We start from the raw sequence: 25,241 nt of genomic DNA on the forward strand, positions 1-25,241 counted from the left end.
CAGGATCAAACTCTCCGTAAAAAAGAAATGCATACAACCACCGGGAAAACAGTGACCGCAGCGAGTTTGAAACTGACCAAAGAGAAACATCATTACTGACGTATCCATACGCCAACCCCAAAAAGAGGCTGGTCTTTGATCCAAAGGAATTTCTCGCAATCCAACAAAAGTCAGACCGACGAGGAATAAATTGGCATTTGACAAGTGCACGCTGTTGAGTTCTCAAGGAACGGACGCACCCACAGAAACAGTCACCAAGACCTACTGTGAGGCAGTTCACTACCTACGCCACCCACGCACCACGAAACCCACTTCACAGAAGCAGAATCAAGGAGATGCGCCGAGCGGCAGAATCCCAACTGTAGACCAGAGAATCGAAACTCTCAACATCCGATGTCGGGGGCGGTTCGTCACGTGAGGGGCTGCGGGGCCTTCCGGCCGCTCCGCTCTCCCCTGTGGGGCGAACAAGTAATAACTTACGCCCGAACCGACCACCCGTCGAATCCACCCCAACACCCGGGCGTGTCGCACCCGTCATTCCGCGGAAACACGCCGGAAACGCGGGAGCCCGGCCGACACGACGTCGACCGGGCTCCACGCAGCGGTGAGCGCGGAGGCGCTCAGGCGTTCGCCGTCTCGGCGCTCTTCTCGACGGGAAGAGGCCACAGTGCATCGAGCAGCTGCCGCACCCAGGCGATGAGGTTCGCGTCGTCGGCATCCTGAGGCAGGGGGACGACCATCGCGTCGCCTCCCGCCACGAGCTTCGCCTTCGGGTAGAGGCGCTGGAGGCGGACGCGCATCGACTCCGCGAGGTTCGCCGGGGCGATACGCAGGTTCGACCCCATCGCGACGACATCGGCGAGACCCGCCTGCGCCGCCCGACGCCGCAGGCGCGCGACGGCGACGAGACCCTCGACCTCGGCCGGCGGCTCGCCGTACCGGTCGCGGAGCTCCTCGACGACGAGATCGATCGCGTCGTCTTTGGCGGTGGCCGATGCCGCGGCCGAGAGCTTCTGGTACGCCTCGAGTCGCAGTCGCTCGCTGTCGATGTAGAACTCCGGCAGACGGGCATCGACGGGCAGCTCCAGACGCAGTTCGGTGGGGCCATCGACGTCCTCGCCGCGGAACGTCGACACGGCCTCGCCGATCATCCGCAGGTAGAGATCGAAACCGACGCCGGCGATGTGACCGGCCTGCTCCGCGCCGAGGAGGTTCCCCGCCCCGCGCAGCTCGAGGTCTTTCAGGGCCACCTGCATTCCCGAGCCGAGGTCGTTGTTGACGGCGATCGTCTCGAGGCGGTCGGCCGCGGTCTCGGACAGCGGCTTCATCTCGTCGTACAGGAAGTACGCGTACGCCCGATCGCGGCCGCGTCCCACGCGTCCGCGCAGCTGGTGCAGCTGCGAGAGTCCGTACTTGTCGGCGCGATCGATGATGATCGTGTTCGCGTTCGAGATGTCGAGGCCCGTCTCGATGATCGTCGTCGAGACCAGCACGTCGGCGCGGCGCTCCCAGAAGTCGTCGACGACCTGCTCGAGGGCGTGCTCGCCCATCTGTCCGTGCGCCACGACGATGCGCGCCTCGGGGACGAGCTCGGCGAGGTGCGCCGCGACCCGCTGGATCGACGAGACCCGGTTGTGCACGTAGAACACCTGCCCCTCGCGCAGCAGTTCGCGTCGGATCGCCGCCGCGATCTGCTTGTCGTTGCGCGGGCCCACGTACGACAGGATCGGATGCCGATCCTCGGGCGGGGTCGCGAGCGTCGACATCTCGCGGATGCCCGTCACCGCCATCTCGAGCGTGCGGGGAATGGGCGTCGCACTCATCGCGAGGATGTCGACGTTCGTCTTGAGCTTCTTCAGCGCGTCCTTGTGCTCGACACCGAAACGCTGCTCCTCGTCGATGATCATCAGACCCAGGTCTTTGAAGATCACCTTCTCGGTCAGGATGCGGTGCGTCCCGATGACCATGTCGACGGTGCCGTCGGTGAGACCCGCGAGGGTCGCCTTCGCCTCTTTGTCGGTCTGGAAGCGCGAGAGCGGCCGGACGGTCACCGGGAACCCGGCGAAGCGTTCGGCGAAGGTCTCGAGGTGCTGCTTGACCAGGAGCGTGGTGGGCACGAGCATCGCGACCTGCTTGCCGTCCTGGATGGCCTTGAACGCCGCGCGGACGGCGACCTCGGTCTTGCCGAAGCCGACGTCGCCCGAGAGCAGGCGGTCCATCGGGATCGGCTTCTCCATGTCGGCCTTGATCTCGTCGATCGTCTGCAGCTGATCCTGCGTCTCGGCGAACGGGAACGCCTCTTCGAGCTCGCGCTGCCACGGGGTGTCGGGACCGAAGGCGTAGCCCTTGGATGCCATGCGCGCCGAGTACAGCTTCACGAGCTCGACCGCGATGTCGCGCACCGCCTTGCGGGCACGCCCCTTCGCCGCGGCCCAGTCGCTGCCCCCCATCTTCGACAGGGTCGGCGCCTCGCCGCCGACGTACTTCGACAGCAGGTCGAGCTGGTCGGTGGGGACGAAGAGCTTGTCGCCCGGGTATCCGCGCTTGGCGGGCGCGTACTCGAGGACGAGGTACTCCTTGGTCGTCTTCACGGCGTTGCGGCCGCCGCTGGAGACCTCGCGCTGCGTGAGCTCGAGGAACTTGCCGATGCCGTGCGTCGCATGCACGACGACGTCGCCGGGCTTGAGCTGCAGCGGGTCGACGACGTTGCGGCGGCGGGAGGCGAGCTTCTTCGCGCCCCGGTTGTCGCCCCCGACCGAGCGACCGTAGAACTCGGTCTCGCTGATGACGGCGAAACGCGCCTCGGTGAGCTGGAACCCGCGCTCGAGCGGGGCGCAGACCACGTGCGCGACCCCGGGCTCGGGCGGGAGACGCACCTCGTCGACCCGCCGCGCCGCGATCCCCCGCTCCGCGAGCACGTCGCGCGCGCGGTCGACCATGCCCGGACCGGATGCCGTGACCACGACCGACCAGCCGTCGGCGAGCAGCTGCCCGACGTGCGCGGTGGCGCCGTCGACGTTGCCCTGGAACGAGGGCACGGCGTCGGCCTTGATGCGGTGCGCGGAGTCGTCGCCGCTCACGAGGCCCTCGTCCTCGGCATCCGCTGCTCCCGAGTCGAAGGCGCTCAGCTGCCACCACACGCCCCCGCGCCCGCTCGCGCGCTCGTGCAGATCGTCGAGGGTGACGAAGTCGCCGGAGTCGAGGTCGACCGGGGTGTCGGCGCCGGCCGTCGCGGCCGACCACGCCGCTTCGAGGAACTCGCGGTTCGTGTCGCCGAGCGTCGTCGCGCGCGCGAGCGAGCGCTCGGGGTCGACGAGGGCGACGGCGCTGCCGCCGGGGAGGTAGTCGACGAGCGTGACGAGGTCGTCGACGAGCACGGGGATGAGGGATTCCATGCCCTCGGCGGGGATGCCCTCGGCCATCTTCTCGAGCAGCTGGCGCAACCCCGGATAGCCGTCGCGCAGGGCCGCGGCGCGGGCGCGCACCTGCGGCGTCAGCAGGAGCTCGCGGCTGGGCACCAGGGTGACGCCGGTGACCTCTCCGGGCAGCGAACGCTGGTCGGCGACCGAGAAGGCGCGGATCTGATCGACCTCGTCGCCGAAGAACTCGACGCGATAGGGGTGGTCGGCCACGGGCGGGAACACGTCGAGGATGCCGCCGCGCACGGCGAACTCGCCGCGGCGCGACACCATGTCGACGCGGTGGTAGGCCAGCTCGACGAGGCGGGTCGTCACGCTCTCAAGTTCGTGACCGCGGCCGCCGACCGACAGCTCGACCGGTTCGACGTCGCCGAGGCCGGGGGCGAGCGGCTGCAGGGCGCTGCGCACCGAGGCGGTGACGACCAGGGGGGCGTCGCCCTCCCAGGCCGCGATGCGGCGGAGCACGTCGAGCCGGCGGCCCACCGTCTCGGGGCTGGGGCTCAACCGCTCGTGCGGCAGCGTCTCCCACGCCGGGAAGTGCAGCACCTGGGCTCCGGGGAGCACGGCCTCGAGCGCCGGACCGAGGGATTCGGCGCGACGCCCCGTGGGGGCGATAACGAGCACGGCGCCCGGGCTCGCCGTGGAGCGACGGCGCTCGAGGAGACCCGCGATGACGGGCGCGTCGAGGCCGTCGACGAGGGAGAGAGACAGGTCGGCGGATGCCGCGGAAGCGGCCTCGCGGTACGACTCAGCCTGCTCGAGGGCGCGGACGATCCCGGGAACTGTCACTCGGGAAAGTCTACGCGGGGCCACCGACACCGGGCGGGGCTGGACAGCCTCGTCTCCCTCCCCCGCTCCCCCGCCGGCCCCGTGCGTAGAGTGTCGGCATGTCCACCCCCAGCGCTCCGGACGGTCCCGTCTTCGCGGCACCCCACGTCGCCCCGCCGGTCGGAACCCTGCTCGCTCCCCCGCCGGCGCCCCGTCGACGCCGGCCGCTCGGCACGTGGGCGCTCGTCCTGGCGCTGTGCGCCGGGGTGCTGGCATCCGCCATCGCCGGCTTCGTGGCGTTCCGGATCGCGCGGGGCGCCGGCCCCGGTCTGCTCGCCGCGACGCCCGACACGATCGACCTGCGCGTGCTGTCGCCGGTCCGCGATCTGGTGCTCGCGGGAGAGATCACCTTCTGGGTCGCGACCGTGGTGGGGCTGACGGCCGTGGTGCTGGGGATCGTCGCGACGGTCCGCGGGACCGGCCGCGGCGCGGGGATCGCGGCCATCGTCATCGGGGTCCTGGGCCCCGTCGTCTTCGGGCTGTTCGTGGCCCTCGCCCTCGTCGGCGGAGTGGCCACCCTCCCGGGTGCGGGCGGGGTCTCCGTCTGAGCTCGCGACGGTCGCGGGCGCGCACTCCCGAGGGCGGTGCGCAGAACGCCGGAGATCAGGCGCGCGGGGCGTGGAAACGCTGCTGGGCGGCGAGCAGTCCCTCGTCGACGAGGAGCTCCACCGCATCCGCCGCGTCGGAGACCAGGATCGGCAGCGTCGTGCGCTCGGTGGAGCTGAACGGGTCGAGGACCCAGTCGGCGGGGTCCTGCCGACCGACCGGGCGACCGATGCCCACGCGCACGCGCGGGAACTCGGCCGTGCCGAGGGCCTTCGCGACATCGCGCACGCCGTTGTGCCCGCCGTGGCCCCCACCGGTCTTGAGCTTCACGGTGTCGAACGGGATGTCGAGCTCGTCGTGCACCACCACGACGCGGTCGGGATCGATGCCGTAGAAGCGGGCGAGACCGGAGGCCGGACCACCCGAGACGTTCATGAAGCTGTTCGGCTTCGCCAGCACGAGCTTCGCCGCCCCCGGGCGCACCCAGGTCTCGGCGACGCGCGCGTTCGCCTTGTGGGCACGGAATCCCTCGCGCCGTCGGGCGGCGAGTTCGTCGATCACCATCTGCCCGATGTTGTGGCGCGTGGCCTCGTACCGAGGACCGGGATTGCCGAGACCGATGATGAGCCAGGTGTCCGCCATGGCATCCATCCTTCCGGATCCGCGCGCGGACCCCGTGAACAGCAACGAGGGGGCGCGAGAACGCGCCCCCTCGTCGTCGACGAACCGCTGTCGCGGCCCGTGTCGGAATTACTTGTCGTCGCCCTCGGCGTCCGACTCGGCCGTCTCGGCCTCTTCGGACTGCTCCTCGGCGACCTCGGCGTCGGCCTCGGCGATCTCTTCGTCGGCGGCGATCGTGTCGAGCGGGATCGAGACGCCCACGACGAGGGTCTCGGGCTCGGTGACCAGGGTCGCGCCCTTGGGGAGGGTCAGGTCGGCGGCGGTGATCTGCGTGCCGTCCTCGGCGCCCTCGACGTCGACCTCGACGTTCTGGGGGATGTGGGTGGCCTCGACCTCGAGCGACACCGAGGTGGCGTCGAGCATCGCGACGGTGCCGGGGAAGGGCTCGCCGACGAGGACGACGGGAACGTCGACCTGGACCTTCTCGCCCTTCTTCACGACGATGAGGTCGATGTGCTCGATGATCTGGCGCACGGGGTCCTTCTGGACGTCCTTGACCAGCACGAGCTGAGCCTTGCCCGCGATGTCGAGGTCGAGCAGCGCGTTGGCGCGGCGGATGAGCAGCGCGACCTGGTGGCCGGGCAGCGCGACGTGCTGGGGCTCGGTGCCGTGACCGTAGATGACGGCCGGGATCTTGCCCGCGGCGCGGAGGCGACGGGCGAAGCCCTTGCCGAAGTTCTCGCGGAGCTCCGCGACGACCTTGTTGTCTTCCGACATGATGTTCTCCTCGCGGGCTCGTGTCCCGCAGCTTGTGAGCGGACGGTGTCCGCACCTGTGTGGTCTGGATTCGACTCGAACGCGAGCGCGTGAGGAAAGCCGGGAGCCTGCATCACCGCGTCGATCACGGATGCCGGGTGCACCCTGCGGGCGCACGGCGATGGCATCCCTCGCCGAAGTACCCCGGAAGTCTAGCAGCGACCGCGGCGCGTCTCGACCCGTCGTCGTCGCCGGCGGACGGGAGCACACGGCGGCGACGGTAGGATCGAGGAGCCACACCGACCCGGAGGATCATCATGGACAGCGGCTTCTTCTCTCACGTCGTGCTCTGGGTCATCGGCGGCCTCGCCACCTTCGGCGCCATCGCCGCCGTCGGAGCCCTCTTCTCGCTCGGACGCAACGCTTCGTACAAGAAGCACTGACCCGCCGCGGCGGCGACACGTCCCGCCACCCCGCGCACTCGGCATCCGTCGAGCGAGACGCCGTCGCGCTCACACCGTGCGCGTGTGCAGTCGCAGATCGCCGACCCTCACCTCGACGCTCTCCCCGGCCCGGATCGGCGCCTGCGAGAACGGGGCGCCCATCATGACGACGTCTCCGGGACCGAGCTCGCTCCAGTTCGCCACGTAGGCGAGACACTGCCGCAGCGACATCGGCAGTCGCCCCGCCGACGTGACCGCTCGATCGACCCCGTCGACCACGAGCCCCAGGGGCAGGTCGTCGTCGATCGAGAGAGAGGTGTCGATCACGGGACCCAGCGGGGTGTAGCCCGCCCCCGACTTCGACTCGAAGTTGCGGGGATCGGATGCCGCCCGCTCGGGGCTCGACAGATCGTCGACCGCCGTGATCCCGAGCACGAATTCGTGGGCGTTGCGCGCCGTCAGCCCCGCGGTCGGGCGGCCGATCACGACCGCCACCTCCGCCTCGGCCACCGTCGCCCCCGCGTCGCGGCGGAGCCGCACCTCGGCATCCGGCCCGACGATCGTGCGCGGACTCTTCAGCCACGCCTGCACGGGCGACGCGTGGTCCGGTCCGTTCTGCGCGATCCCGACCACGACGGTGGGCACGCAGGGAGCGAGCAGGCTCCCCCGCACCGGGCCGCCGGCGTCCTGCACCGGAACGCCCGCCGCGAAGGCGGCGTAGGGATCGGTGATCGGGATGAGTCCCTCGTCGACGACCCGAACGGTCCGCGGGCCGTCGGGGGTCGCGACGCGCGCGATGCGCATCAGGACCACGCCCCGCGACGGCGGCGGGCTCCGCGGCTCATCGGATGGTCCGCACGGTCACGGTCGTGGCATCCACGCCCTCGCCGGCTTCTTCACGCGACACCTTGATCGCATCGTCGGTGCGCGTGAGGTCGCGGCGCAGGGTCTCGGGGACGAGGAAGGTCGACGCCGTCGTGATGAGCGCGAGCGTCGCCATGTAGATCGCCAGCAGCAACCAGTTCGCCCCGCTCACCGCGATGATGTACGCGCCCAGCACACCGGCGAGGCCGCCGGCCAGGACGGCGGAGATCTCGCGCGCCATCGCGACGCCCAGGTAGCGGTGGCGGTTGCCGAAGAGTTCGGGGAGCATCGCGCACTGGGGTCCGAGCATCGAGTTGACGGCCACACCGATGCCGATCGCGATGACGGCGATGGTGATCGGGTAGCTGCCGAGCGACATCAGCCACCAGGCCGGGAACGTGAATACGAGCATGAAGACCGCTCCCGCGCGATAGACCGTGCGCCGCCCCATGCGGTCGGAGAGCGCCCCGGTCAGCGGCACGGAGAAGATGCCGATCAGCGAGCCGAGGGTGACGCCCCACGTCAGCAGGCTGCGGTCGGCCTGACCGCCGACCGAGGCCACGAAGAACGTCAGCGCGAGCGTGTTGAACATGTACGAGCCGCCGTTCTCGGCCATGCGCAGGCCGATGCCGACGATCACGCCCGGGAGACCGCGCGTGAAGATGTCACGGATCGGGCGCTCGGCGATCTGCTCGTTCTTCTCGAGCTCGATGAAGGTCGGGGTCTCGCGCAGACGCATGCGGATGAACAGCGCGAGGAGGATGAGCGCGAACGACGACAGGAACGGCACGCGCCAGCCCCAGCTGAGCAGCTGATCCTCGGGCAGGAGGGAGATGAGGCTGAACACGACGGCGGCGAGCAGGGTTCCCGCCTGGATGCCGATGAACGGCAGCGCCGAGAAGAACCCGCGGCGCTTCACCGGGGCGTATTCGGCCATGAGCACCGTCGCTCCCGCCTGCTCGGCTCCCGCCCCGAAGCCCTGGAGAAGTCGCATGATGACGAGCAGGATCGGCGCGAGGATGCCGACGGCCTCGTAGGTCGGCAGCAGTCCGATCGCGGTGGACGCCCCGCCCATGAGCAGGATCGTGATGACGAGGACCCACTTGCGCCCGAGCTTGTCGCCGAGGACGCCGAAGAACAGCCCACCGAAGGGGCGAGCGAGGAAGCCGACGCCGTAGGTCGCGAAGGCGGCCACCGTGGCGAGGGCCGGGTTGTCCTGCGAGAAGAACAGGACGTTGAAGATCAGCGCCGTGGACAGGCCGTAGAGCGCGAAGTCGAAGTACTCCAGCGCGCTGCCGATGCTCGACGCGAGTGTCGCGCGGCGAAGGTTCGCGGCGTATTCGGGGTCATCCTGCGGCTGCGGCGTCGGTGTGGATGCGGTGGTCACGGCCATCTCCTTCGATCGGCTGGGGTCTTACGACAGGCCGACTGTACCAACGGAGTGGACACAGTTCAATATGTTGGACAGATGTGGGATGCCGGTCGGGGCGGCCGCGGAGTGCGGGGCGGCCGCGGGAGGGGCTCGGGGCGTCTTTCGTCGCGTGGGACGGGAGATGTCCGCCGCGAAGCGGGATTCGCGCCGAATGGGAAAAAGCGGCGGGGCGACAGCGCCGAGGCGCGGCGACGCGACAGGCGGCGAGGCGACAGCGCCGAGGCGCGGCGGCGCGACAGGCGGCGAGGCGACAACGCCGGGGCGCAGCCCGCGCGCGCGGCGGGGCCACAGCCGGCGGCAGCGGCAGGGCGCGGGTCAGGCCGTGCGCGACGCGCTGAACGGGTTCGTCAGGGCCGTGGCGGCCTCGCGCAACGCCGCACCGACGCGCGCGACGCGCTCGGCAGCGGCATCCGCGGCGGGGATGCCGACGCCGAGGGCCAGCTGAGGATCTCCCGGCGCCCATCCCTCGAGCGGGACGGCGACGCCGACGATGCCGCGGAAGGACTCCTCCTCGTCGACCGCCCACCCGCGCTCGCGCGCGGCGGCCAGCTTGGCGAGCACCGCGTCGACGTCGACCGTGCTGTGCTCGGTGAGCTTCGGCACGGAACCCTCGCGCGACAGGAGGGAGCGGACGTCGTCGTCGGCGCGCGTCATCAGCAGCGCCCGCCCGGTCGCCGACAGCGCGGCCGGCAGTCGCGACCCGAGCGGGGTTCCCAGACGCACCGAGCGCGAGCCCTCGTACCGCGCGAGATAGAGCGCGTCGGCGTCGTCGAGCACGGCGACCTGCACGAGCTCGCTCTGCAGCACGGGAGAGCTCTCGCAGACGGCGTAGAACTCGCGCACCTGATTGAACTGCGCGGCGAAGGCGCCGCCCAGCTCGGCCGTGCGGATGCCGAGTCGATACCCCAGCGGAACGCGCTCGATCATGCGACCCGCCTCGAGGGAGAGGCAGAGGTTCGCGGTCGACGACTTCGCCAGGCCCAGCCCGGAGGCGAGCTCGGTCAGCGTGAGCGTGCGTCCGGCCTCGGCGAGGAGGCCGAGCAGCCGGATGCTGCGACCCACCGCGGGGGCGGGATCGCGCGCGAACGCGGTCGCGTCGTCGTCGCTCATCGGGACTCCCGTTCTCGGATGCCGCTCGCGCGGCGCCTCAGTAGAACTCGACCGTATCGACAACGGCGCGCAACGGCTCGCCATCGAGAAGGCGCGTGGCGTTCTCGGCGAAGCGACGGGCGATGCGCTCCTCCTCCTTGCGGTTCAGCGCCGCGGTGTGCGGGCTGACCAGCACGCGCGGATGCCGCCAGAGCGGCGAGTCGGTCGGGAGGGGTTCGGTCTCGAAGACGTCGAGTGCGGCGAACGAGACGCGACCGTCGTCGAGGGCGTCGAGGAGCACCTCTTCGTCGATCACCGTGCCACGACCGACGCTCGCGAGGATCACGCCGGGCTTCACCGCCGAGAGGACCTCGGCGCCGATGAGGTGGTGGGTCTGATCCGTTCCCGGGAGGGTGACCACGATGGCATCCACCTCCGACACGGCGGCGACGAGCTCGTCGAGGGGGATCAGGCGATCGACCCCCTCGACGGGGGCGCCGGAGCGGGTGGTCCCCCAGACCTGCGCGCCGAGCGCGTGGAACCGGCGCGCGCACTCCGCTCCGATGCCGCCGAGACCCACGACCAGCACGGTCATCTCGTCGACCTGGCGCATCTCCCAGCGATCGGTCCACTGCCGGTCGGCCTGCTGCTGCGCGAGACGCGGGAGGTCTTTGGCGCCCGCGAGCACGCCGAACACGGCGAACTCGGCGAGCGGGCCGCCGTGCACCCCGGCGCTCGTGGTGAAGAGGATGCGGTCGAGGGCCTCGGGCGCGAGGCCCGCGGCCTTCACCTGCCCTCCCCCGCCGGCCGCGGTGGTCATGACCCACCGGAGGCGGGGATTGGCGGCGACCGTGCGCGCGAGGGCGGCGGGGTCGACGTCGGGTATGCCGAAGAGAGCGTCGGCGGAGTCGACCAGGTCGTCGAAGGCCTGCTGCTGCGCGGGGGTGCGTTCGTGCGCCGGGTCGCCCGACCAGTCGGCGGGGCCGCGCATCGGGCGCACGAGAGAAGCGTCGCGCACGAGTTCGAGGCGCGGCTCGAGGCGCTCGATCAGCCGGCAGTGCTCCTCGCTCAGCGGCACCGCCACCACCGCGCGTAGGCTTTCGCTCGTCGACATCGTCGTCTCCCTCCGTCGGGGCCCGGTCCGCGGGCACCTCGTCGTGGTACACCATACTGAACTCTGTTCAACCTGTTGTCCAGTCGATAGGATGCCGCCATGACCACCCTCGATGACGAGTCCGGCCCGCTCCCCGCTTCCTCCGACGTCCGCGTCGGCGTCTGGGGACTGGGGGCGATGGGCGAGCCGATGGCTCGGCACCTGCTCGACGCGCGGGGGTCGCTCACCGTGCACGCCCGACGCGAACGGCGCGCGCTCATCGACGCCGGGGCGCACTGGGCTCCCACCGCCCGCGACCTCGCCTCCGCGTGCGACGCGATCCTCGTGATGCTGCCCGACCTCCCCCAGCTCGACGAGCACCTCGAGGGTCCGGACGGACTCCTCGCGGGCGTCGAGGGCCGCGAGCTCCTCCTCATGATCGGATCCACCTCGTCGCCCGTGGGCGTGCGCGATCTCGCCGAGCGCCTGCCGGACGGCATCCGCGTCGTCGACTGCCCCGTGTCGGGCGGGCAGGACGGCGCGACGGCGGGGACCCTGTCGATCATGCTCGGCGGCGACACGGCCGACACCGACCTCGCCGCGTCGCTCCTCGAGCCGTGCGGCACCCCGGTGCGCCTGGGACCGCTCGGCGCCGGCGAGGTCGCGAAGGCGTGCAATCAGATGGTCGTCGCGGCGACCATCGTCGCGCTCGGCGAAGCGACCGAGCTCGCCGCCCGCTCGGGCGTCGACCCGGCGGCCCTCTGGGACCTGCTCGGCGGCGGCTATGCGGGCTCGAACCTGCTGGCCAGTCGCCGCGACAAGCTCGTGCGCGGCGACGACTCCCCCAGCGGCATCGCGCAGTACATGGTGAAGGACCTGGGCTTCGCCGCCGACGTGGCCGCGGCGACCGACACGCGACCCGCGCTGCTGCCCGCCCTGCGCGCGACCTTCGACGAGATCGTCGAGCGCGGCCTCGGCGAGCGCGACATCGCCGTGACCCGGCGTTTCACGGCCGAGCGCAGCGCCGACTGACGGGCGAACGAGAACGCCCCGGGGGCCACGGCCACCGGGGCGTTCGTCGTCGTTCAGAGCGCGAAGACGACCTTGCCGGAGCGCTGCGAGTCACGGGCCGTGGCGAAGGCCTCGGCGGCATCCGTCACCGCGAACTCGTGCGTCAGGGCGCTCTCGATGCCCGGGGTGGTCGCGAGCAGCTCCACCGCGCGGTCGATCTCGTCGCGGAAGCGGAACGCCCCCAGGTACCGCACCTCTTTCGAGATGAAGGGGGCGAGGTTCACCGGGCGCGGGTCGTCGGGAAGCATTCCGACCTGCACGACGGTGCCGCCGGGACGCACGGCCTTCAGCGCCGTCGAGATCGAGACGGGCACTCCCGAGCACTCCAGGACGACGGCGTAGGCGTTCGCCTCGACCGCCTCGGTCGACACATCCACCGTCGCGGCCGCCCCCAGGGCCGCGGCGCGCTCGAGCGGACCGGCGAGGACGTCGGTCGCCGTGACGCGGGCTCCCGCCGCCACCGCGGCGGCCACGGCCATCAGGCCGATCGGTCCCGACCCGGTGACCAGCACCTCGAGCCCCTCCACGTCTCCGGCCTTGCCGAGCGCGTGCAGGGCGACGGCGAGCGGCTCAGCCAGCACCGCGCGGCGCACGGGCAGCTCCTGCGGCAGCACGCGCACCATGTCGGACTCGACGACGAGGTACTCGGATGCCGCGCCCTGCGTGTGCGGCCAGGTCGAGGCGCTGCCCAGGTACGACCCGCCCGGCCACAGGTGCGGCGCATCTTCGATGCCCTCGCGCGGCGTTCCGAAGCGCGCGGGGTGCACGGTGACCGGCGTCCCCGGAGCCAGGGCTCCGGAGGGGTCGAGATCGACCCGACCGGAGAGCTCGTGACCGGGGACCAGCGGCTCGCGCACGACGAACGCCCCGTTGGCGCCCTCGTAGTAGTAGTGCAGGTCGGATCCGCAGATGCCGACGTACTCCACGCGCAGGCGCACCTGGCCGTCGCCGGGCTCGGGCGCGGCCACCTCGCGCACCTCGGCGGTGAGCGCCTTCTCGATCAGCAGCGATTTCATCGGTGCATCCTCTCCGCGGTCAGACGACCGCCGTCATCCCGCCGTCGACGAAGATGTTCTGTCCCGAGACGAAGCTCGACGCGTCGGAGGCGAGGAACAGCAGGGCTCCCCGCAGCTCGTCGAAGTCCCCCCAGCGCGCGGCCGGCGTGCGCTGGGTCAACCAGCGCGTGAAGTCGGGGTCGTCGACCAGGTCGCGGTTCATCTCGGTCGCGAAGTACCCCGGGCTGAGGGCGTTGACCTGGATGCCGAAGCGCGCGAGGTCGGCGGCCATCCCCGCGGTCAGCTGCGCGACGCCGCCCTTCGTCGCCGAGTAGGGCGCGATCGTCTGGCGCGCGAGGCGCGACTGCACCGAGGCGACGTTGACGATCTTGCCCGAGCCGCGCGCGACCATCGCGGGCGTGACGAAGCGCGAGACGTAGAACACCCCGGAGAGGTTGGCCGCGACGATGTCGTCCCAGTCGGAGACGGCGAACTCGTGGATCGGCGCACGGCGCTGCACCCCGGCGTTGTTGACGAGGATGTCGGGGACGCCCACCTGCGCGAGCAGCTCGCCCACCGCGGACTCGACCGCCGCGGCATCCGTCACATCGAACGTGACCGCGTGCGCGGGACGGCCCGACAGCTCCTCGGCCTCGGCGCGGGTGGCTTCGACGGCGGCCGCGTCGCGTCCGTGCACGACGACCCGGGCTCCCCCGCGCGCGAGCGTCAGGGCGAGCGCCCGACCGAGGCCGCGGGACGACCCCGTGACCAGGGCGAGGCGGTCCGAGACGTCGAACAGGTCGGCGTTCGCGCCGTTCACAGGAGGGCTCCGATGCCGAAGACGAGCAGCGCGGCGAGGAAGCCGAGCACCGACTCGATCGCCTGCTGCACGGTCCACGTCTTCAGCGTGGTCTTGACGTCCATGCCCATCAGGCGACCGACGAGCCAGAAGCCGGAGTCGTTGACGTGACCGGCGAAGACGGATCCGGCCGCCGTGGCCAGGGTGATGGCGACGACCTGCAGCGGCGAGAAGTCGCCCGCCATGACGGCCGGGGCGGCGAGGCCCGCGGCGGTGACGAGGGCGACGGTCGCCGAGCCCTGGGCCAGGCGAAGGATCACGGCGATGATGTACGCGGCGACGATGACCGGCAGTCCGAGGTCGCTCAGGCTGTCGGCGAGCGCATCGCCGATCCCCGACGCGCGCAGCACGGCTCCGAACATGCCGCCGGCGCCGGTGATGAGGATGACCGAGCAGACCGGGCCGAGGGCCGAGTCGACGACCTTCTCGAGCGCCGTGCCGTTCTCGCCGCGGCGGAAGCCGAACACGACGGTGGCCACCAGCACGGTGATGAGCAGGGCGACGGGCGAGTTGCCGAGCAGGATGAGCACCTGCACGAGCGTGTTGTCGGTGGGGACGACGCCGGCGGCGCCGAGGGTCGTGAGACCCGTGTTGAGGAAGATGAGCAGCATCGGCAGCAGCAGCACGGCGATGACCGTGAGCGGCTTGGGCGGGTTGGCGGGCTGGTCGGCGTCGACGTCGCCGAAGAGCGCGGGGACCGGCAGCACGATGCGCTTCGCGATGAACTTGCCCCAGAGGTAACCCGAGAGGTACCAGATCGGGAACGCGATGAGCAGGCCGACGATGAGGACGAGACCGAGGTTGGCGCCGTACAGACCGCTCGCGGTGACGGGACCGGGGTGCGGCGGCAGGAAGACGTGCATGACCGAGAAGGCGGCGGCGGCCGGGAGGCCGAACAGCAGCACGTTGTTGCCCGAGACGCGGCGGGCGATCGCGAAGATGATGGGGAGCATCATCACCAGGCCGGCATCGAAGAACATCGGGAAGCCGAGGATGAGCGAAACGATGCCGAGCGCGAAGGGCGCCCGCTTCTCGCCGAACACCCGCACGAACGTCTCGGCGAGCGATTGCGCGCCGCCGGAGTGCTCGATGAGGCGGCCGAGCATCGCCCCGAGCGCGACGAGCAGCGCGACCGTGCCGAGGGTTCCTCCGAATCCTCCGGTCAGGGTCGTCACGATCGTCGACACCGGGATGCCGGCGACGAACGCCGTCACGAGCGACACGATGATGAGCGCGAGGAAGGCGTGCACCTTCAGCCAGATGATGAGCACGAGGATGAGCGCGATCGCGCCCGCGGCGATGGCGAGCAGGGGCGCCGTGCCGAGTGTCTGGGTCCAGTCGTCCAAGAGATCTCCGTTGATTCAGCCGGTCGGACGCGGGGTGGGGCATGCTGTGAACGCCGTGCGTCCGCCGGGGCGGTCACGGCATCTTCACATAATGATCATATTTTTGACAAGATAAGGTCGTATCAACCGACCTAAGGAGGGGTCATGGCCCGCGCCTCACACGGATCGCTGGTGGATGCCATCGGCATGCGGGTCGTCGACGGCGACCTCCCCGCCGGTCACGTGCTGACCCTCGCCGCCCTCGAGGAGGAGTACGCCGTCTCGCGGACCGTTGTACGCGAGGCCGTGCGCGTGCTCGAGGCCATGGGCATGCTCGAGCAGCGCCGCCGCGTCGGGATCACCGTGCGCCCGGCCGTCGACTGGAGCGCCCTGGACACCCGGCTGATCGGCTGGCAGCTGGCCGGGCGGCGCCGCGACCAACTGATCGTCAACACGACCGAGCTGCGCGCCGCGATCGAGCCCGTGGCCGCGCGCCTCAGCGCCCGCCGCGCGACCGACCTGCAGCGCGGCGAGATCCTCCGCCTCGCCGAGGAACTCGACCGGCTCGGAGCCGCGGGCCTCGGAAACTCCCCCGATTACCTCGCCGCCGACATCGCCTTCCACGACCTGATCCTGCTCTCCAGCGGCAACCTCATGCTCGCGGCGGCACGAGCCCCCATCGCCGCCGCGATCGAGGGACGCGCGATGCACGGCCTGACGCCCGGCATCCCGAACCCCGACGCGCTCGACAACCACGTGGCGACGGCCGCCGCGATCGCCCGGGCCGACGCCGACGCCGCCGAGGAGCACACGCGACGGTACGTCGCGGCCGTCCTCAGCGAAGTCCGCCTGACCATCTGACCCCTTCCCCCGACGAAGAGAGAAGCCATGACCGTCCCTGTCCCCGTCCTCGTGTTCATGGGCCCCGCCGGCACCGGCAAGTCCACCGTCGCCGGCATGCTCGCCGGTCGCCTCGGGTGGGACTTCCAAGAGGGCGACGACCTGCACCCCGCCGAGAACGTCGCGAAGATGGCCTCCGGTCACGCGCTGAACGACGACGACCGCTGGCCCTGGCTCGATCGGGTCGCGGGATGGATCGACGGGCAGATCGCCGCCGGGCGGCCCGGGATCGTCACGTGCTCCGCGCTCAAGCGGAGCTATCGCGACGTGCTGCGGCGCGACGACGTGACCTTCGTCCTGCTGATGGGCGACCCGAAGCTCGTGCTCGAGCGCCTGCTGCGCCGCCAGGGGCACTACATGCCGCCGTCGCTGCTGACGTCGCAGTTCGAGACGCTGGAGATGCCGGATGCCGACGAGCAGGCGATCCGCGTCGACCTCGACCTGACCCCGGGTGAGCAGGTGCAGGAGGTCGTCGACCGCCTCCAGCTCACGCACACCCCATCCTGAACCACACGCGGGCCGAGCCGATAAAGTGACGGAGGCGGCCCGCGTGAGCCCGCCCACCCCCTTCGCACCTGAATACGGAGCAACGCATGACGTCGACCACTCCCCCGACCGGCCCCTCGAACGATCAGGACCAGGCCCCGCACCAGGCCGCACAGGTGCACGAGGGCGCCCCCGGCATCGAAGAGGTGGACCGCCCCACCGCTGACGCGGGCTCGCGTCCCGCCGGCGAGGGCGACGGCCGCGCCAACATCGGCGTCGTCGGCCTGGCCGTCATGGGCTCGAACCTCGCCCGCAACCTCGCCAGCCGCGAGGGCAACACGGTCGCGATCTTCAACCGCAGCAAGGACAAGACCGATCACGTGCTCGAGCAGCACCCCGAGGCGAACTTCGTCGCGTCGTTCTCGTACGAGGACTTCGCCGCCTCGCTGTCGAAGCCGCGCACCGCGATCATCATGGTCAAGGCCGGTCGCCCCACCGACTTCGTCATCGACGAGCTCGTCAAGGTCTTCGAGCCCGGCGACATCATCGTCGACGGTGGCAACGCGCTGTTCACCGACACCATCCGCCGCGAGAAGGCCGTGCGCGACACGGGCATCAACTTCGTCGGCATGGGCGTCTCGGGCGGCGAAGAGGGAGCCCTGCGCGGCCCCTCGATCATGCCCGGCGGCTCCGACGAAGCCTGGGCCACGCTCGGCCCGATCCTGAAGTCGATCGCCGCGGTCGCCGAGGGCGAGCCGTGCGTCACGCACGTCGGCCACGACGGCGCGGGTCACTTCGTGAAGATGGTGCACAACGGCATCGAGTACGCCGACATGCAGCTCATCGCCGAGGCCTACGACCTCATCCGCCGTGCCACGGGCAAGACCCCCGCCGAGATCGCCGACGTGTTCGCAGAGTGGAACCGTGGCGAGCTGGAGTCGTACCTCATCGAGATCACCGCCGAGGTGCTGCGTCAGACCGACGCCGACACCGGCAAGCCCCTCATCGACGTCATCCTCGACCAGGCCGGCGCCAAGGGCACCGGAGCGTGGACCGTACAGACCGCCCTCGATCTGGGCGTGCCGGTCTCGGGCATCGCCGAGGCGACCTTCGCCCGGTCGCTGTCGAGCCACCCCGAGCAGCGCGAGGTCTCGCGCGAGCTCCCCGGCCCCTCCGGCACCGACGTGCTCTCGGGCGAGGATGCCGACGCGTTCATCGAGCAGGTGCGCCTGGCGCTGTACGCCTCGAAGATCGTCGCCTACTCGCAGGGCTTCGACGAGATCCGCGCGGGCGCCGCGCAGTACGACTGGAACATCGACCTCGGCGCGGTGTCGAAGATCTGGCGCGGCGGCTGCATCATCCGCGCGCAGTTCCTCAACCGCATCGCCGAGGCGTACGACGCCGAGGCCGAACTGCCCGTGCTGCTGACCGCCCCGTACTTCGTCGAGGCCCTCGGCCGCGCCCAGGACGCCTGGCGCCACATCGTCTCGCTGTCGGCGGCGAGCGGCATCCCCGCCCCCGCCTTCAGCTCGTCGCTGGCGTACTACGACGGCCTGCGCGCCGAGCGTCTGCCGGCCGCGCTCATCCAGGGCCAGCGCGACTTCTTCGGCGCGCACACCTACCGCCGCATCGACAAGGAGGGCACCTTCCACACCCTCTGGTCGGGCGATCGCACCGAGATCGAGGCGGAAGACACCCACTGACCATCGGTCGGGCGAGGCGGCGACGGGCACTGCTCGTCGCCGCCTCGTGCGTGTACGCGTTCGCGGTGTGGTGGATGACACTGCGCCCCTCGATCTACGACGACCGGGTGGGCGGCATCCTGCACGGCGTCCTGCGCGCCCTGGCGTCGTGGCCCGTCACGGCGTGGGTCACCTTCGACGGGGTGGAGTTCGCGGCGAACGTGCTGATGTTCGCCCCGCTGGGGGTGCTGGCGGTCGCGTGGCGCCGCCCCTGGTGGCAGGGGATCCTGGCGGGGATGGTCGTGAGCGCGTCGATCGAGACGATCCAGCTGCTGTTCCTGCCGACCCGGGTCGCCGACGTGCGCGACGTGGTCGCGAACACGCTGGGAGCGGCCCTCGGAGTCGGCCTGGCGACAGTGCTCAGCCGCCGGATCGCGCGTTCTCAGGAATCCCATAAGCCGCGCCATAGAAAGCTCATAGATACGAGCGCACAATGAGTTCCATGACCGCGACCGCCGCCGCCCCCGCCTTCACCCGCCCCGACGGGAGCGCGCTGCGCGTGCTCGTCGTCGACGACGAGCAGATGCTCACCGACCTGCTGTCGATGGCCCTGCGCATGGAGGGCTGGGAGGTGAAGACCGCCGGCTCCGGGTTCGACGCGCTCTCAGCCGCCCGCGATTTCGAACCGGATGCCATGGTGCTCGACATCATGATGCCCGACCTCGACGGAATGGCCGTGCTGCAGCGCCTGCGTCACTCGGGCAACGACGTGCCCGTGCTCTTCCTCACGGCAAAGGACGCCGTGGCCGACCGCGTCGCCGGCCTCACCGCGGGCGGCGACGACTACGTCACCAAGCCCTTCAGCCTCGAAGAGGTCGTGGCACGCCTGCGCGGCCTGATGCGTCGGGCGGGCACCGCCCTCACCCGCGACTCCGAGCCGATCCTGCGCGTGGGCGACCTGTCGCTCAACGAGGACAGCCACGAGGTCGTGCGCGGCGACAAAGAGATCGAGCTGACCGCGACGGAGTTCGAGCTGCTGCGCTTCCTCATGCGCAACCAGCGCCGCGTCGTGTCGAAGGCGCAGATCCTCGACCGCGTCTGGAACTACGACTTCGGCGGCCGCTCCAGCGTCGTCGAGCTGTACATCTCGTACCTGCGCAAGAAGATCGACGCCGGCAACGAACCGCTCATCCACACCGTCCGCGGCGTCGGCTACATGATCAAAGCCCCCCAGTGACCCTGCCCCCGCGGCCGGCCCCGCCGGTCCCCCCTGCCGCGCCCGCGCCCTCCGCCGAAACCCGGTTGCAGCGCCTGCGGCGCCGGCCCTGGACGCTGCAGGCGCGCTTGATGACGGCGGTCATCGGAATGGTGGCGTTCATCCTCGTGATGATCGGCATCTCCACCAGCGCGATCCTCAGCCAGATCCTGTACTACAACCTCGACGCCTCGGTGACGGATGCCGCGTCGGCGGTGCAGTCGCGGATCGCGTTCCAGAACACCGCCGAGGACGTGCTCGAGTCGGGCCCCCGCGAGCCGGGCACCCTGCTGGTGATGAACTCGCGCTCGACGATCACGGGCGCGGTCGTCGCCGACGGGCAGACGCGCGCGCTCACGGCCGACGACCTGAGCGGGATCGCCGACTCCCTGCAGTCCGCCGACACGTCCAATCAGACGGTCGATCTCCCCAACCTCGGCGAGTACCTGGTGCGCTCCTACCGCACCCCCGGCGGCGACGGGGTGTTCCTCGTGGGACTGCCGCTGTCGACGGTCACCGGGTACATCGGGTCGATCCTGACCACCGTGGCGCTGGTCACGGCCGGCGGCCTGCTCCTGCTCGCCGTCGTCATCGCCATCGTCATCCGTCTCGGTCTGCGCCCCCTCCGCGCGGTCGCCGAGACCGCCACGCGCGTCGCCTCGCTGCGCATGGACCAGGGCGACGTCTCGATCACCGAGCGCGTCCCCGCCGAGCAGGTCGACGACCACACCGAGATCGGACAGGTCGGCCTCGCCCTGAACACCCTCCTCGACCGCGTCGACGCCTCGCTCACCGCCCGCCAGCGCAACGAGGAGCTGATGCGCCGATTCGTGGCGGATGCCAGTCACGAGCTGCGCACGCCCCTGGCATCCATCCGCGGGTTCAGCGAGCTGTCGCTGCGCGCGATGCGGCAGGCGCAGGACGATGAGAGCCGCCAGCGCACCGCCCTCGCGGTCGAGACGACGGAGCAGTCGCTCGAGCGGATCCAGGCGCAGTCGCTGCGCATGACCACGCTCGTCGAAGACCTGCTGCTGCTCGCCCGGCTCGACGAGGGGCAGGAGCTCGTCTACGGCTCGGTGGACCTCACGCAGCTCGCCGTCGAAGCCGTGAGAGATGCGCGCCCGGCCGGCCCCGATCACTCCTGGGGCATCGACGTCCCCGACGAGCCCGTCGAACTCGCCGGCGATGCCTCGCGACTCCACCAGGTGATCGCGAACCTGCTCGCCAACGCCCGCACCCACACCCCCGCCGGCAGCACCGTGACCGTCTCGGTGGCGCACGAGGGCTCGGAAGCGGTGCTGCGCGTGCACGACGACGGTCCCGGCATCGACCCCTCCGTGGCCTCGCAGCTGTTCGAGCGCTTCGCGCGCGCCGACCGCTCGCGCGACCGCAAGACCGGCGGCACGGGCCTGGGGCTCTCGATCGCCCGCGCGATCGTCGACGCGCACAATGGAACGATCACCGTGCGCAGCGCCCCCGGCGACACGACCTTCGAGGTGCGCCTGCCCGCGAAGCCCGCCGACCCGGTGTGACGCGTCAGGTGCAGCGCGCGCGCAGCGCGTCGCGCGCGCGTTCGAGGTCGCTCGGGACGCTACCCGGCGGGGCGACGACGTCGGGCTCGAGGGGGCCGTCGTACACGCGGCCCGTGCCGTCGACGTCGTACGAGGTGGTCAGCACCAGCCAGGCCCCGTCGCTGAGCTCGCGGATCTCGTTCCCCGTGGTCAGCCCGGCGGTCGGAGCCCCCACCCGCACGGTGTCGGTCTGGCCGGCGAAGGCTATCGCGACGATCTCGGCGGCGCTCGCGGTGGCCGTCGACGTCAGCAGGGCGACGGGAGCGTCGATCGTGAAGCCGCCCGGCGTCTCGGTGCCCGGCCCTCCGGGCGTCGCAACGACACCGCCGTCCTCGATCCGCGCCCACGCCGTCTCACCCTCTCGCGAACGCAGACCCACGACGTCGCCGTCGTCGAGGAGCGGGGCCGCGACGGCGAGCATGGGCCAGGCGTCGCCCCCGCCGTTCGTGCGCAGGTCGACGATCCACCCGCAGCTGGTGGCCTCGCTCGCCCGCCTCATCGCCGACAGCCCCGCGGACCGATAGCGTTCCATGGCCTCGGCGGACTGGCCTCTGAACGACGGAAGGGTGACGGTCGAGATCCCGTCGAAGGTCGACACCGACGGCACCGGGAACGTCGCCCCCGGCTGATCCACCGACTGCCACGCGGCGACCTCCGCGGGGGTGAGGAAGAACGAATGGATGCCGCCCGCCGCCACCGCGAGATCTGCGAGGCCGGCATGGGTGTCGTCGATCGTCTCGCGAGCCTTCAGCTCGGTCGAGGCCGCCGCGACGGCATCCTCGAACTCGGGGGTGTCGCCGTGGAGGCCGTCGCGCATCTCGGTGATCGCGCGGTCGACGTAGGCGGCGACGTCGTCGTCGGTTGACGAGACGCATCCGCCGAGCACCACCGCCGCGAGTGCGGGGATCGCCGCGACGACGAGTCGACGGCGGGCGCGCGTCGCGGTTCGGGCAGGGTCGGCGGCGCGGGGATCCATCCCCCCACTCTCGTCGACCCCGTCCCGTACCGCCACCCGCGGGTCAGTACCCCGCGAAGGCGTCCGTCGTCAGCGACTTCGCCTTCGCGAGCGCCGGCGACAGCGCCGAGATCAGCCGCGGCGGACCCGAGACGTAGGCCGCGCGCTCGGCGAGGTCGGGGACGACGCGGACGAGCGCCTCGGCATCCACCCGCTCCGGTCCTGCCCACGTCCAGCCCGACGGGAGGTCTCGCGGCTCGTCGCGCGAGAAGACGACGACCGGGATGCCGCTGGCGGCGATGTCGTCGCGGAAGGCGAGCTCCGCCGCCTCCGAGACGACGTACACCAGCACCGCGTCGCGCTCCTGGCCGGAGGCGACGAGGTGGCGCAGCTGCGCGACGAACGGGGTCACGCCGATACCGGCGGCCACCAGGAGCACCGGCGTGGTCGGACGCGCGGGCAGCACGAAGTCCCCCCACACCCCCGTGACCGCGAGCGTCGAGCCCTGTTCGACGGCGGCGAGGGCGCGCTTGTACGACGACTGCGACCCGTCCTTGTAGGCGATGCGCACCTCGGGCAGGTCTTCGGGGGCCGAGGCGATCGAGAATTCGCGCCGCGTGCCGCGACGGTCGGGGCGGCGATGCGGTACGTCGAGTTCGAGGTACTGGCCGGGCGCGAACGAGAAGGGACGCGCCGCGTGGAACGTGAGTTCGCGCACCGTGGGGGTCAGATCGCGTCGACGCTCGACGCGCAGACGCACCGCCTGCCGCAGGCAGAACAGGAACGCCACGAGGTTGCCCACCAGCAGGGCGCGCTCCTGGCCGAGCGTGATGTCGCCGATCGGGAGGGGCCAGCCGGCCAGGATGCCGACGACCACGGCCACGACGATCTGCTGGGCGCGCCGCGGGGGCAGGGTCAGCGGCTCCGACAGCATGAACGCACCGAGGAAGAGGAAGGGCGACGAGAACGCCACCTGCAGCAGCACCGCCGGCACGTCGACCGGGAAGCCGGCCGCCGTGAACTGGATCGTCGTGCGTGTGAACGCGACCGCCATCGCCACGATCCAGAACGTCGTGACGATCGGGAGTTTGTCGGTACGCAGGAGCAGCAGGACGCCCAGCACGATCACCGGGGCGGCCAGCCACGGCGAACCCACCCACCACGCCGAAGACCCCAGGTCGGGAGCCCAGATGCTCACGATCGTCAGCACGCTGGCGCCGGTCGCGGCGGGGTTGAAGAGGTGGCGCCCGCGCCACGCGAGCAGGTACTTCGATCCGGATGCCACCACCCCGGCCAGGGCGAGACCGGCCAGCCCGAGCGGCTCGACGGTGGGGCGCAGGACGAACAGCAGGATCGCTGCCGTGATGAGCGAGGACTCGAGGCGGCGCGGGGAGCGGAGCAGGCCCTGCGCGACGAGATCGGTCACCGCGCACGCGGCGACCAGCACGACGGCGCTCACGACCAGTTCGAGCGGGTCGGGCACGACGAGCCCCGCGAACGAGAGCACGAGGGCGATGACGGCGAGCAGCCCCAGCGACGACAGGATCAAGCGGTACATCGAGACGCGGCCGATCACGCCGAGCACGCGGGTCGAACCGGCGGTGAGCGTGGTGCTCATGACAGGGATCCCTTCCGAGGGGTGAAGAGGGTCAGGAGAAGATCTCGCCCGGGAAACCGGGCGACCATTCGACGCGCCCGTCGGTGCTCATGCGTACCCAGGGCGCGTTCCAGGATGCCGCGAGCTCGGGCCCTCCGTCGAAGAACAGCGCCGTGGCGAGGGCGTCGGCGCGCATCGCGGTGTCGGCGAGCGCCCAGGTCGCCGCGTACGCGCGGACGGGGACACCGGTGCGGGCGTCGAGGACGTGGTGCAGCCCGTCGCCCCAGGCTCGACGGTTGATCGCCGAGGCGCACAGCGCCGCGTTCTCGACCGTGACCACTCCGATCGCGCGCGTGGGGTCGTAGGGGTGCTCGAGACCGATCCGCACGGCCGCCCCGCGCACCGCGAGGTCTCCCGAGGCGTCGACGACGAGGTCGCCGTCGACGAGCGGGGCCAGGGCCGCGAGCACGAGGTCGACGAGCCGCCCCTTGCCCACGGCGCCGACGTCCACCGTCGCCGGGCGGGCGAGCGCGAGCTCTCCGTCCGACCACGACAGCACGTCGCGCCACGCGGCGGCCGGGCGGGCGTCCCCCCGGGGCGCGAGGGTGAGGCGGGCGTCGTAACCGAGTCGGGCGAGGGAGTCTCCGACGAGGGGGTTCACCGCGCCGGCGGTCGCCCGGTCGAGCTCGTCGTACAGCGAGAACATCGCATCCGCATCCGTGTCCGCGTCCGTCTCGACGGGCAGGGCGACGGATGCCGTGCGCCCCTCCGCGAGGGCCGTCACGAGCGAGTCGTCGCGGAAGCGCGACCACGCGCGGTCGAAGCGCTCGATCACGGCGGAGACCGCGTCGCGGGCGATCGACGGCAGCGGAGCGGCCGAATCGATCGCCCACGACGTGCCGATCGCGTCGAAGGTCCAGGTGGAACCCGTCGCGGTCGGAATGCTCATGTCGGTCAGGCCTTGGCCTCGGTCTTGATCGTGTCGACCGCCTTGTTGAAGCCGCCGCTCGTCAGCGACGATCCCGCGACCTTGCTCACCGAGATCTCGTCGAGCTTCTTGCCCACGACCTCGTCTCGGATGCCGCCGATGAACTCGCTCTGGTAGCGCTTCGACTCGGCCGCCTGCGGGTCGCCGGTCACCTCGACCGCGGTGACGGTGTCGCCGGCGATCGTGAGGGTCACGTCGATCGTCTCGACGCTCTCGGGGGTGGAGTACTGCCCCGTCGCCTCGTAGGTGCCGTCCGTGTAGGTGCCGGAGGCGGAGCTCGTGGAATCCGAGGCACTCGTGCTCGGGGCCGACGACGCGGTGGGCGCGGTCGTCGTCTCGGCCGGGGCGGGAGCGGCGGCGTCGGACGCGCCCGTCGAGCACCCGGCGAGGGTGACGATGCCGGCGACGCCCAGCAGGGCGGTGCTGACGCGGACGGGACGGGGTACGGCTGTGGTGCGGATCATGA

At 71.2% G+C, this 25,241-nt stretch carries 23 protein-coding genes; 9 read left to right on the forward strand and 14 right to left on the reverse strand.

The features are described 5' to 3' along the window. Window positions 1-620 precede the first annotated feature (620 nt). Entirely contained in the window at window positions 621-4,208 is a 3,588-nt protein-coding gene (mfd, locus tag AB1K56_RS00005) for a transcription-repair coupling factor (protein WP_371204012.1), read from the reverse strand. A gap of 98 nt (window positions 4,209-4,306) precedes the next feature. On the opposite strand from mfd, the gene AB1K56_RS00010 reads away from it, so the two are divergent. Continuing rightward, entirely contained in the window at window positions 4,307-4,795 is a 489-nt protein-coding gene (locus AB1K56_RS00010; RefSeq protein WP_371204013.1) for a hypothetical protein, read from the forward strand. Window positions 4,796-4,850: 55 nt separating this feature from the next. Here AB1K56_RS00010 and pth read toward each other — a convergent pair whose 3' ends face one another. Further along, window positions 4,851-5,435, reverse strand: a complete 585-nt coding sequence (gene pth, locus AB1K56_RS00015; protein WP_371204014.1) for an aminoacyl-tRNA hydrolase — start codon at window positions 5,433-5,435, stop codon at window positions 4,851-4,853. Window positions 5,436-5,543: 108 nt separating this feature from the next. Further along, window positions 5,544-6,191 (reverse strand): 50S ribosomal protein L25/general stress protein Ctc, encoded by a 648-nt coding sequence (locus AB1K56_RS00020; protein ID WP_136586480.1) that lies wholly within the window; start codon window positions 6,189-6,191, stop codon window positions 5,544-5,546. 296 nt (window positions 6,192-6,487) lie between these two features. On the opposite strand from AB1K56_RS00020, the gene AB1K56_RS00025 reads away from it, so the two are divergent. Then, entirely contained in the window at window positions 6,488-6,613 is a 126-nt protein-coding gene (locus AB1K56_RS00025; protein ID WP_264631692.1) for a hypothetical protein, read from the forward strand. Between the two features lie 69 nt (window positions 6,614-6,682). Here the strand turns inward: AB1K56_RS00025 and AB1K56_RS00030 are convergent, their stop codons facing one another. The 4 genes from AB1K56_RS00030 to AB1K56_RS00045 all read right to left on the reverse strand — a co-directional run bounded on the left by AB1K56_RS00030 (window position 6,683) and on the right by AB1K56_RS00045 (window position 11,112). Beyond that, on the reverse strand, window positions 6,683-7,417 hold the full coding sequence (locus AB1K56_RS00030) for a fumarylacetoacetate hydrolase family protein (RefSeq protein WP_371204015.1): 735 nt from the start codon (window positions 7,415-7,417) through the stop codon (window positions 6,683-6,685). A 37-nt stretch (window positions 7,418-7,454) separates the two neighbouring features. Next, window positions 7,455-8,870: an MFS transporter gene (locus AB1K56_RS00035; protein ID WP_371204016.1), complete on the reverse strand. Its 1,416-nt coding sequence runs from the start codon at window positions 8,868-8,870 to the stop codon at window positions 7,455-7,457. Between the two features lie 354 nt (window positions 8,871-9,224). Continuing rightward, window positions 9,225-10,019 carry an IclR family transcriptional regulator gene (locus tag AB1K56_RS00040; RefSeq protein WP_371204017.1) on the reverse strand — a complete coding sequence of 265 codons (795 nt, stop codon included), beginning with the start codon at window positions 10,017-10,019 and terminating at the stop codon, window positions 9,225-9,227. Between the two features lie 37 nt (window positions 10,020-10,056). Then, the gene (locus AB1K56_RS00045) at window positions 10,057-11,112 is read right to left on the reverse strand and encodes a D-2-hydroxyacid dehydrogenase (protein ID WP_371204018.1); all 1,056 of its coding nucleotides are present in this window, start codon (window positions 11,110-11,112) and stop codon (window positions 10,057-10,059) included. A 99-nt stretch (window positions 11,113-11,211) separates the two neighbouring features. On the opposite strand from AB1K56_RS00045, the gene AB1K56_RS00050 reads away from it, so the two are divergent. Beyond that, complete coding sequence (locus AB1K56_RS00050) at window positions 11,212-12,123, forward strand: NAD(P)-dependent oxidoreductase (protein ID WP_371204020.1); 912 nt, start codon at window positions 11,212-11,214, stop codon at window positions 12,121-12,123. 53 nt (window positions 12,124-12,176) lie between these two features. Here AB1K56_RS00050 and AB1K56_RS00055 read toward each other — a convergent pair whose 3' ends face one another. Genes AB1K56_RS00055 through AB1K56_RS00065 form a run of 3 tightly spaced genes read right to left on the reverse strand, consistent with a single transcriptional unit; the run spans window position 12,177 to window position 15,362 of the window. Further along, the gene (locus AB1K56_RS00055; RefSeq protein ID WP_371204021.1) at window positions 12,177-13,178 is read right to left on the reverse strand and encodes a zinc-binding dehydrogenase; all 1,002 of its coding nucleotides are present in this window, start codon (window positions 13,176-13,178) and stop codon (window positions 12,177-12,179) included. A 19-nt stretch (window positions 13,179-13,197) separates the two neighbouring features. Further along, the gene (locus AB1K56_RS00060) at window positions 13,198-13,977 is read right to left on the reverse strand and encodes an SDR family oxidoreductase (protein WP_371204022.1); all 780 of its coding nucleotides are present in this window, start codon (window positions 13,975-13,977) and stop codon (window positions 13,198-13,200) included. Then, window positions 13,974-15,362 (reverse strand): GntP family permease, encoded by a 1,389-nt coding sequence (locus AB1K56_RS00065; protein WP_136586488.1) that lies wholly within the window; start codon window positions 15,360-15,362, stop codon window positions 13,974-13,976. The genes AB1K56_RS00060 and AB1K56_RS00065 overlap by 4 nt, the downstream gene beginning before the upstream one ends. A gap of 144 nt (window positions 15,363-15,506) precedes the next feature. Here AB1K56_RS00065 and AB1K56_RS00070 point away from each other — a divergent pair, with 144 nt between their 5' ends. The 6 genes from AB1K56_RS00070 (at window position 15,507) to AB1K56_RS00095 (ending at window position 21,196) form a co-directional block, all read left to right on the forward strand. Continuing rightward, window positions 15,507-16,202, forward strand: a complete 696-nt coding sequence (locus AB1K56_RS00070; protein WP_371204023.1) for a FadR/GntR family transcriptional regulator — start codon at window positions 15,507-15,509, stop codon at window positions 16,200-16,202. A gap of 27 nt (window positions 16,203-16,229) precedes the next feature. After that, window positions 16,230-16,748, forward strand: coding sequence for a gluconokinase (locus AB1K56_RS00075; RefSeq protein ID WP_371204024.1), 519 nt, complete (start codon window positions 16,230-16,232; stop codon window positions 16,746-16,748). An 86-nt stretch (window positions 16,749-16,834) separates the two neighbouring features. Next, window positions 16,835-18,430, forward strand: a complete 1,596-nt coding sequence (gndA, locus tag AB1K56_RS00080; RefSeq protein ID WP_371204025.1) for an NADP-dependent phosphogluconate dehydrogenase — start codon at window positions 16,835-16,837, stop codon at window positions 18,428-18,430. A gap of 50 nt (window positions 18,431-18,480) precedes the next feature. After that, window positions 18,481-18,906, forward strand: coding sequence for a VanZ family protein (locus AB1K56_RS00085; protein WP_371204026.1), 426 nt, complete (start codon window positions 18,481-18,483; stop codon window positions 18,904-18,906). Between the two features lie 5 nt (window positions 18,907-18,911). After that, window positions 18,912-19,646, forward strand: a complete 735-nt coding sequence (locus tag AB1K56_RS00090) for a response regulator transcription factor (protein WP_264631701.1) — start codon at window positions 18,912-18,914, stop codon at window positions 19,644-19,646. A gap of 110 nt (window positions 19,647-19,756) precedes the next feature. After that, window positions 19,757-21,196 (forward strand): sensor histidine kinase, encoded by a 1,440-nt coding sequence (locus AB1K56_RS00095; RefSeq protein WP_371204027.1) that lies wholly within the window; start codon window positions 19,757-19,759, stop codon window positions 21,194-21,196. Between the two features lie 4 nt (window positions 21,197-21,200). On the opposite strand, the gene AB1K56_RS00100 is transcribed toward AB1K56_RS00095, so the two are convergent. The 4 genes from AB1K56_RS00100 to AB1K56_RS00115 are packed head-to-tail and all read right to left on the reverse strand — an operon-like array spanning window position 21,201 to window position 25,239. Next, on the reverse strand, window positions 21,201-22,211 hold the full coding sequence (locus AB1K56_RS00100) for a S41 family peptidase (protein ID WP_371204029.1): 1,011 nt from the start codon (window positions 22,209-22,211) through the stop codon (window positions 21,201-21,203). Window positions 22,212-22,254: 43 nt separating this feature from the next. Then, on the reverse strand, window positions 22,255-23,808 hold the full coding sequence (locus tag AB1K56_RS00105) for an FAD-dependent oxidoreductase (protein WP_371204030.1): 1,554 nt from the start codon (window positions 23,806-23,808) through the stop codon (window positions 22,255-22,257). A gap of 31 nt (window positions 23,809-23,839) precedes the next feature. Next, complete coding sequence (locus tag AB1K56_RS00110) at window positions 23,840-24,736, reverse strand: FAD:protein FMN transferase (RefSeq protein WP_371204031.1); 897 nt, start codon at window positions 24,734-24,736, stop codon at window positions 23,840-23,842. 5 nt (window positions 24,737-24,741) lie between these two features. Continuing rightward, complete coding sequence (locus AB1K56_RS00115; protein WP_371204032.1) at window positions 24,742-25,239, reverse strand: hypothetical protein; 498 nt, start codon at window positions 25,237-25,239, stop codon at window positions 24,742-24,744. Between the last annotated feature and the right edge of the window lie 2 nt (window positions 25,240-25,241).

Source organism: Microbacterium sp. BWR-S6Y (assembly GCF_041379845.1).
Classification (GTDB): Bacteria; Actinomycetota; Actinomycetes; order Actinomycetales; family Microbacteriaceae; genus Microbacterium; species Microbacterium hydrothermale.

Bases quoted from the DNA above. Each gene is read 5' to 3' on its own strand.
- AB1K56_RS00050 (WP_371204020.1), top strand. From the start codon at position 11,212: ATGACCACCCTCGATGACGAGTCCGGCCCGCTCCCCGCTTCCTCCGAC.
- AB1K56_RS00115 (WP_371204032.1), bottom strand. From the start codon at position 25,239: ATGATCCGCACCACAGCCGTACCCCGTCCCGTCCGCGTCAGCACCGCC.
- AB1K56_RS00100 (WP_371204029.1), bottom strand. From the start codon at position 22,211: ATGGATCCCCGCGCCGCCGACCCTGCCCGAACCGCGACGCGCGCCCGC.
- AB1K56_RS00020 (WP_136586480.1), bottom strand. From the start codon at position 6,191: ATGTCGGAAGACAACAAGGTCGTCGCGGAGCTCCGCGAGAACTTCGGC.
- gndA (WP_371204025.1), top strand. From the start codon at position 16,835: ATGACGTCGACCACTCCCCCGACCGGCCCCTCGAACGATCAGGACCAG.
- AB1K56_RS00110 (WP_371204031.1), bottom strand. From the start codon at position 24,736: ATGAGCATTCCGACCGCGACGGGTTCCACCTGGACCTTCGACGCGATC.
- AB1K56_RS00035 (WP_371204016.1), bottom strand. From the start codon at position 8,870: ATGGCCGTGACCACCGCATCCACACCGACGCCGCAGCCGCAGGATGAC.
- AB1K56_RS00030 (WP_371204015.1), bottom strand. From the start codon at position 7,417: ATGCGCATCGCGCGCGTCGCGACCCCCGACGGCCCGCGGACCGTTCGG.
- AB1K56_RS00070 (WP_371204023.1), top strand. From the start codon at position 15,507: ATGGCCCGCGCCTCACACGGATCGCTGGTGGATGCCATCGGCATGCGG.
- AB1K56_RS00040 (WP_371204017.1), bottom strand. From the start codon at position 10,019: ATGAGCGACGACGACGCGACCGCGTTCGCGCGCGATCCCGCCCCCGCG.
- AB1K56_RS00010 (WP_371204013.1), top strand. From the start codon at position 4,307: ATGTCCACCCCCAGCGCTCCGGACGGTCCCGTCTTCGCGGCACCCCAC.
- AB1K56_RS00095 (WP_371204027.1), top strand. From the start codon at position 19,757: ATGACGGCGGTCATCGGAATGGTGGCGTTCATCCTCGTGATGATCGGC.
- AB1K56_RS00025 (WP_264631692.1), top strand. From the start codon at position 6,488: ATGGACAGCGGCTTCTTCTCTCACGTCGTGCTCTGGGTCATCGGCGGC.
- AB1K56_RS00075 (WP_371204024.1), top strand. From the start codon at position 16,230: ATGACCGTCCCTGTCCCCGTCCTCGTGTTCATGGGCCCCGCCGGCACC.
- AB1K56_RS00055 (WP_371204021.1), bottom strand. From the start codon at position 13,178: ATGAAATCGCTGCTGATCGAGAAGGCGCTCACCGCCGAGGTGCGCGAG.
- pth (WP_371204014.1), bottom strand. From the start codon at position 5,435: ATGGCGGACACCTGGCTCATCATCGGTCTCGGCAATCCCGGTCCTCGG.
- AB1K56_RS00045 (WP_371204018.1), bottom strand. From the start codon at position 11,112: ATGTCGACGAGCGAAAGCCTACGCGCGGTGGTGGCGGTGCCGCTGAGC.
- AB1K56_RS00105 (WP_371204030.1), bottom strand. From the start codon at position 23,808: ATGAGCACCACGCTCACCGCCGGTTCGACCCGCGTGCTCGGCGTGATC.
- AB1K56_RS00090 (WP_264631701.1), top strand. From the start codon at position 18,912: ATGACCGCGACCGCCGCCGCCCCCGCCTTCACCCGCCCCGACGGGAGC.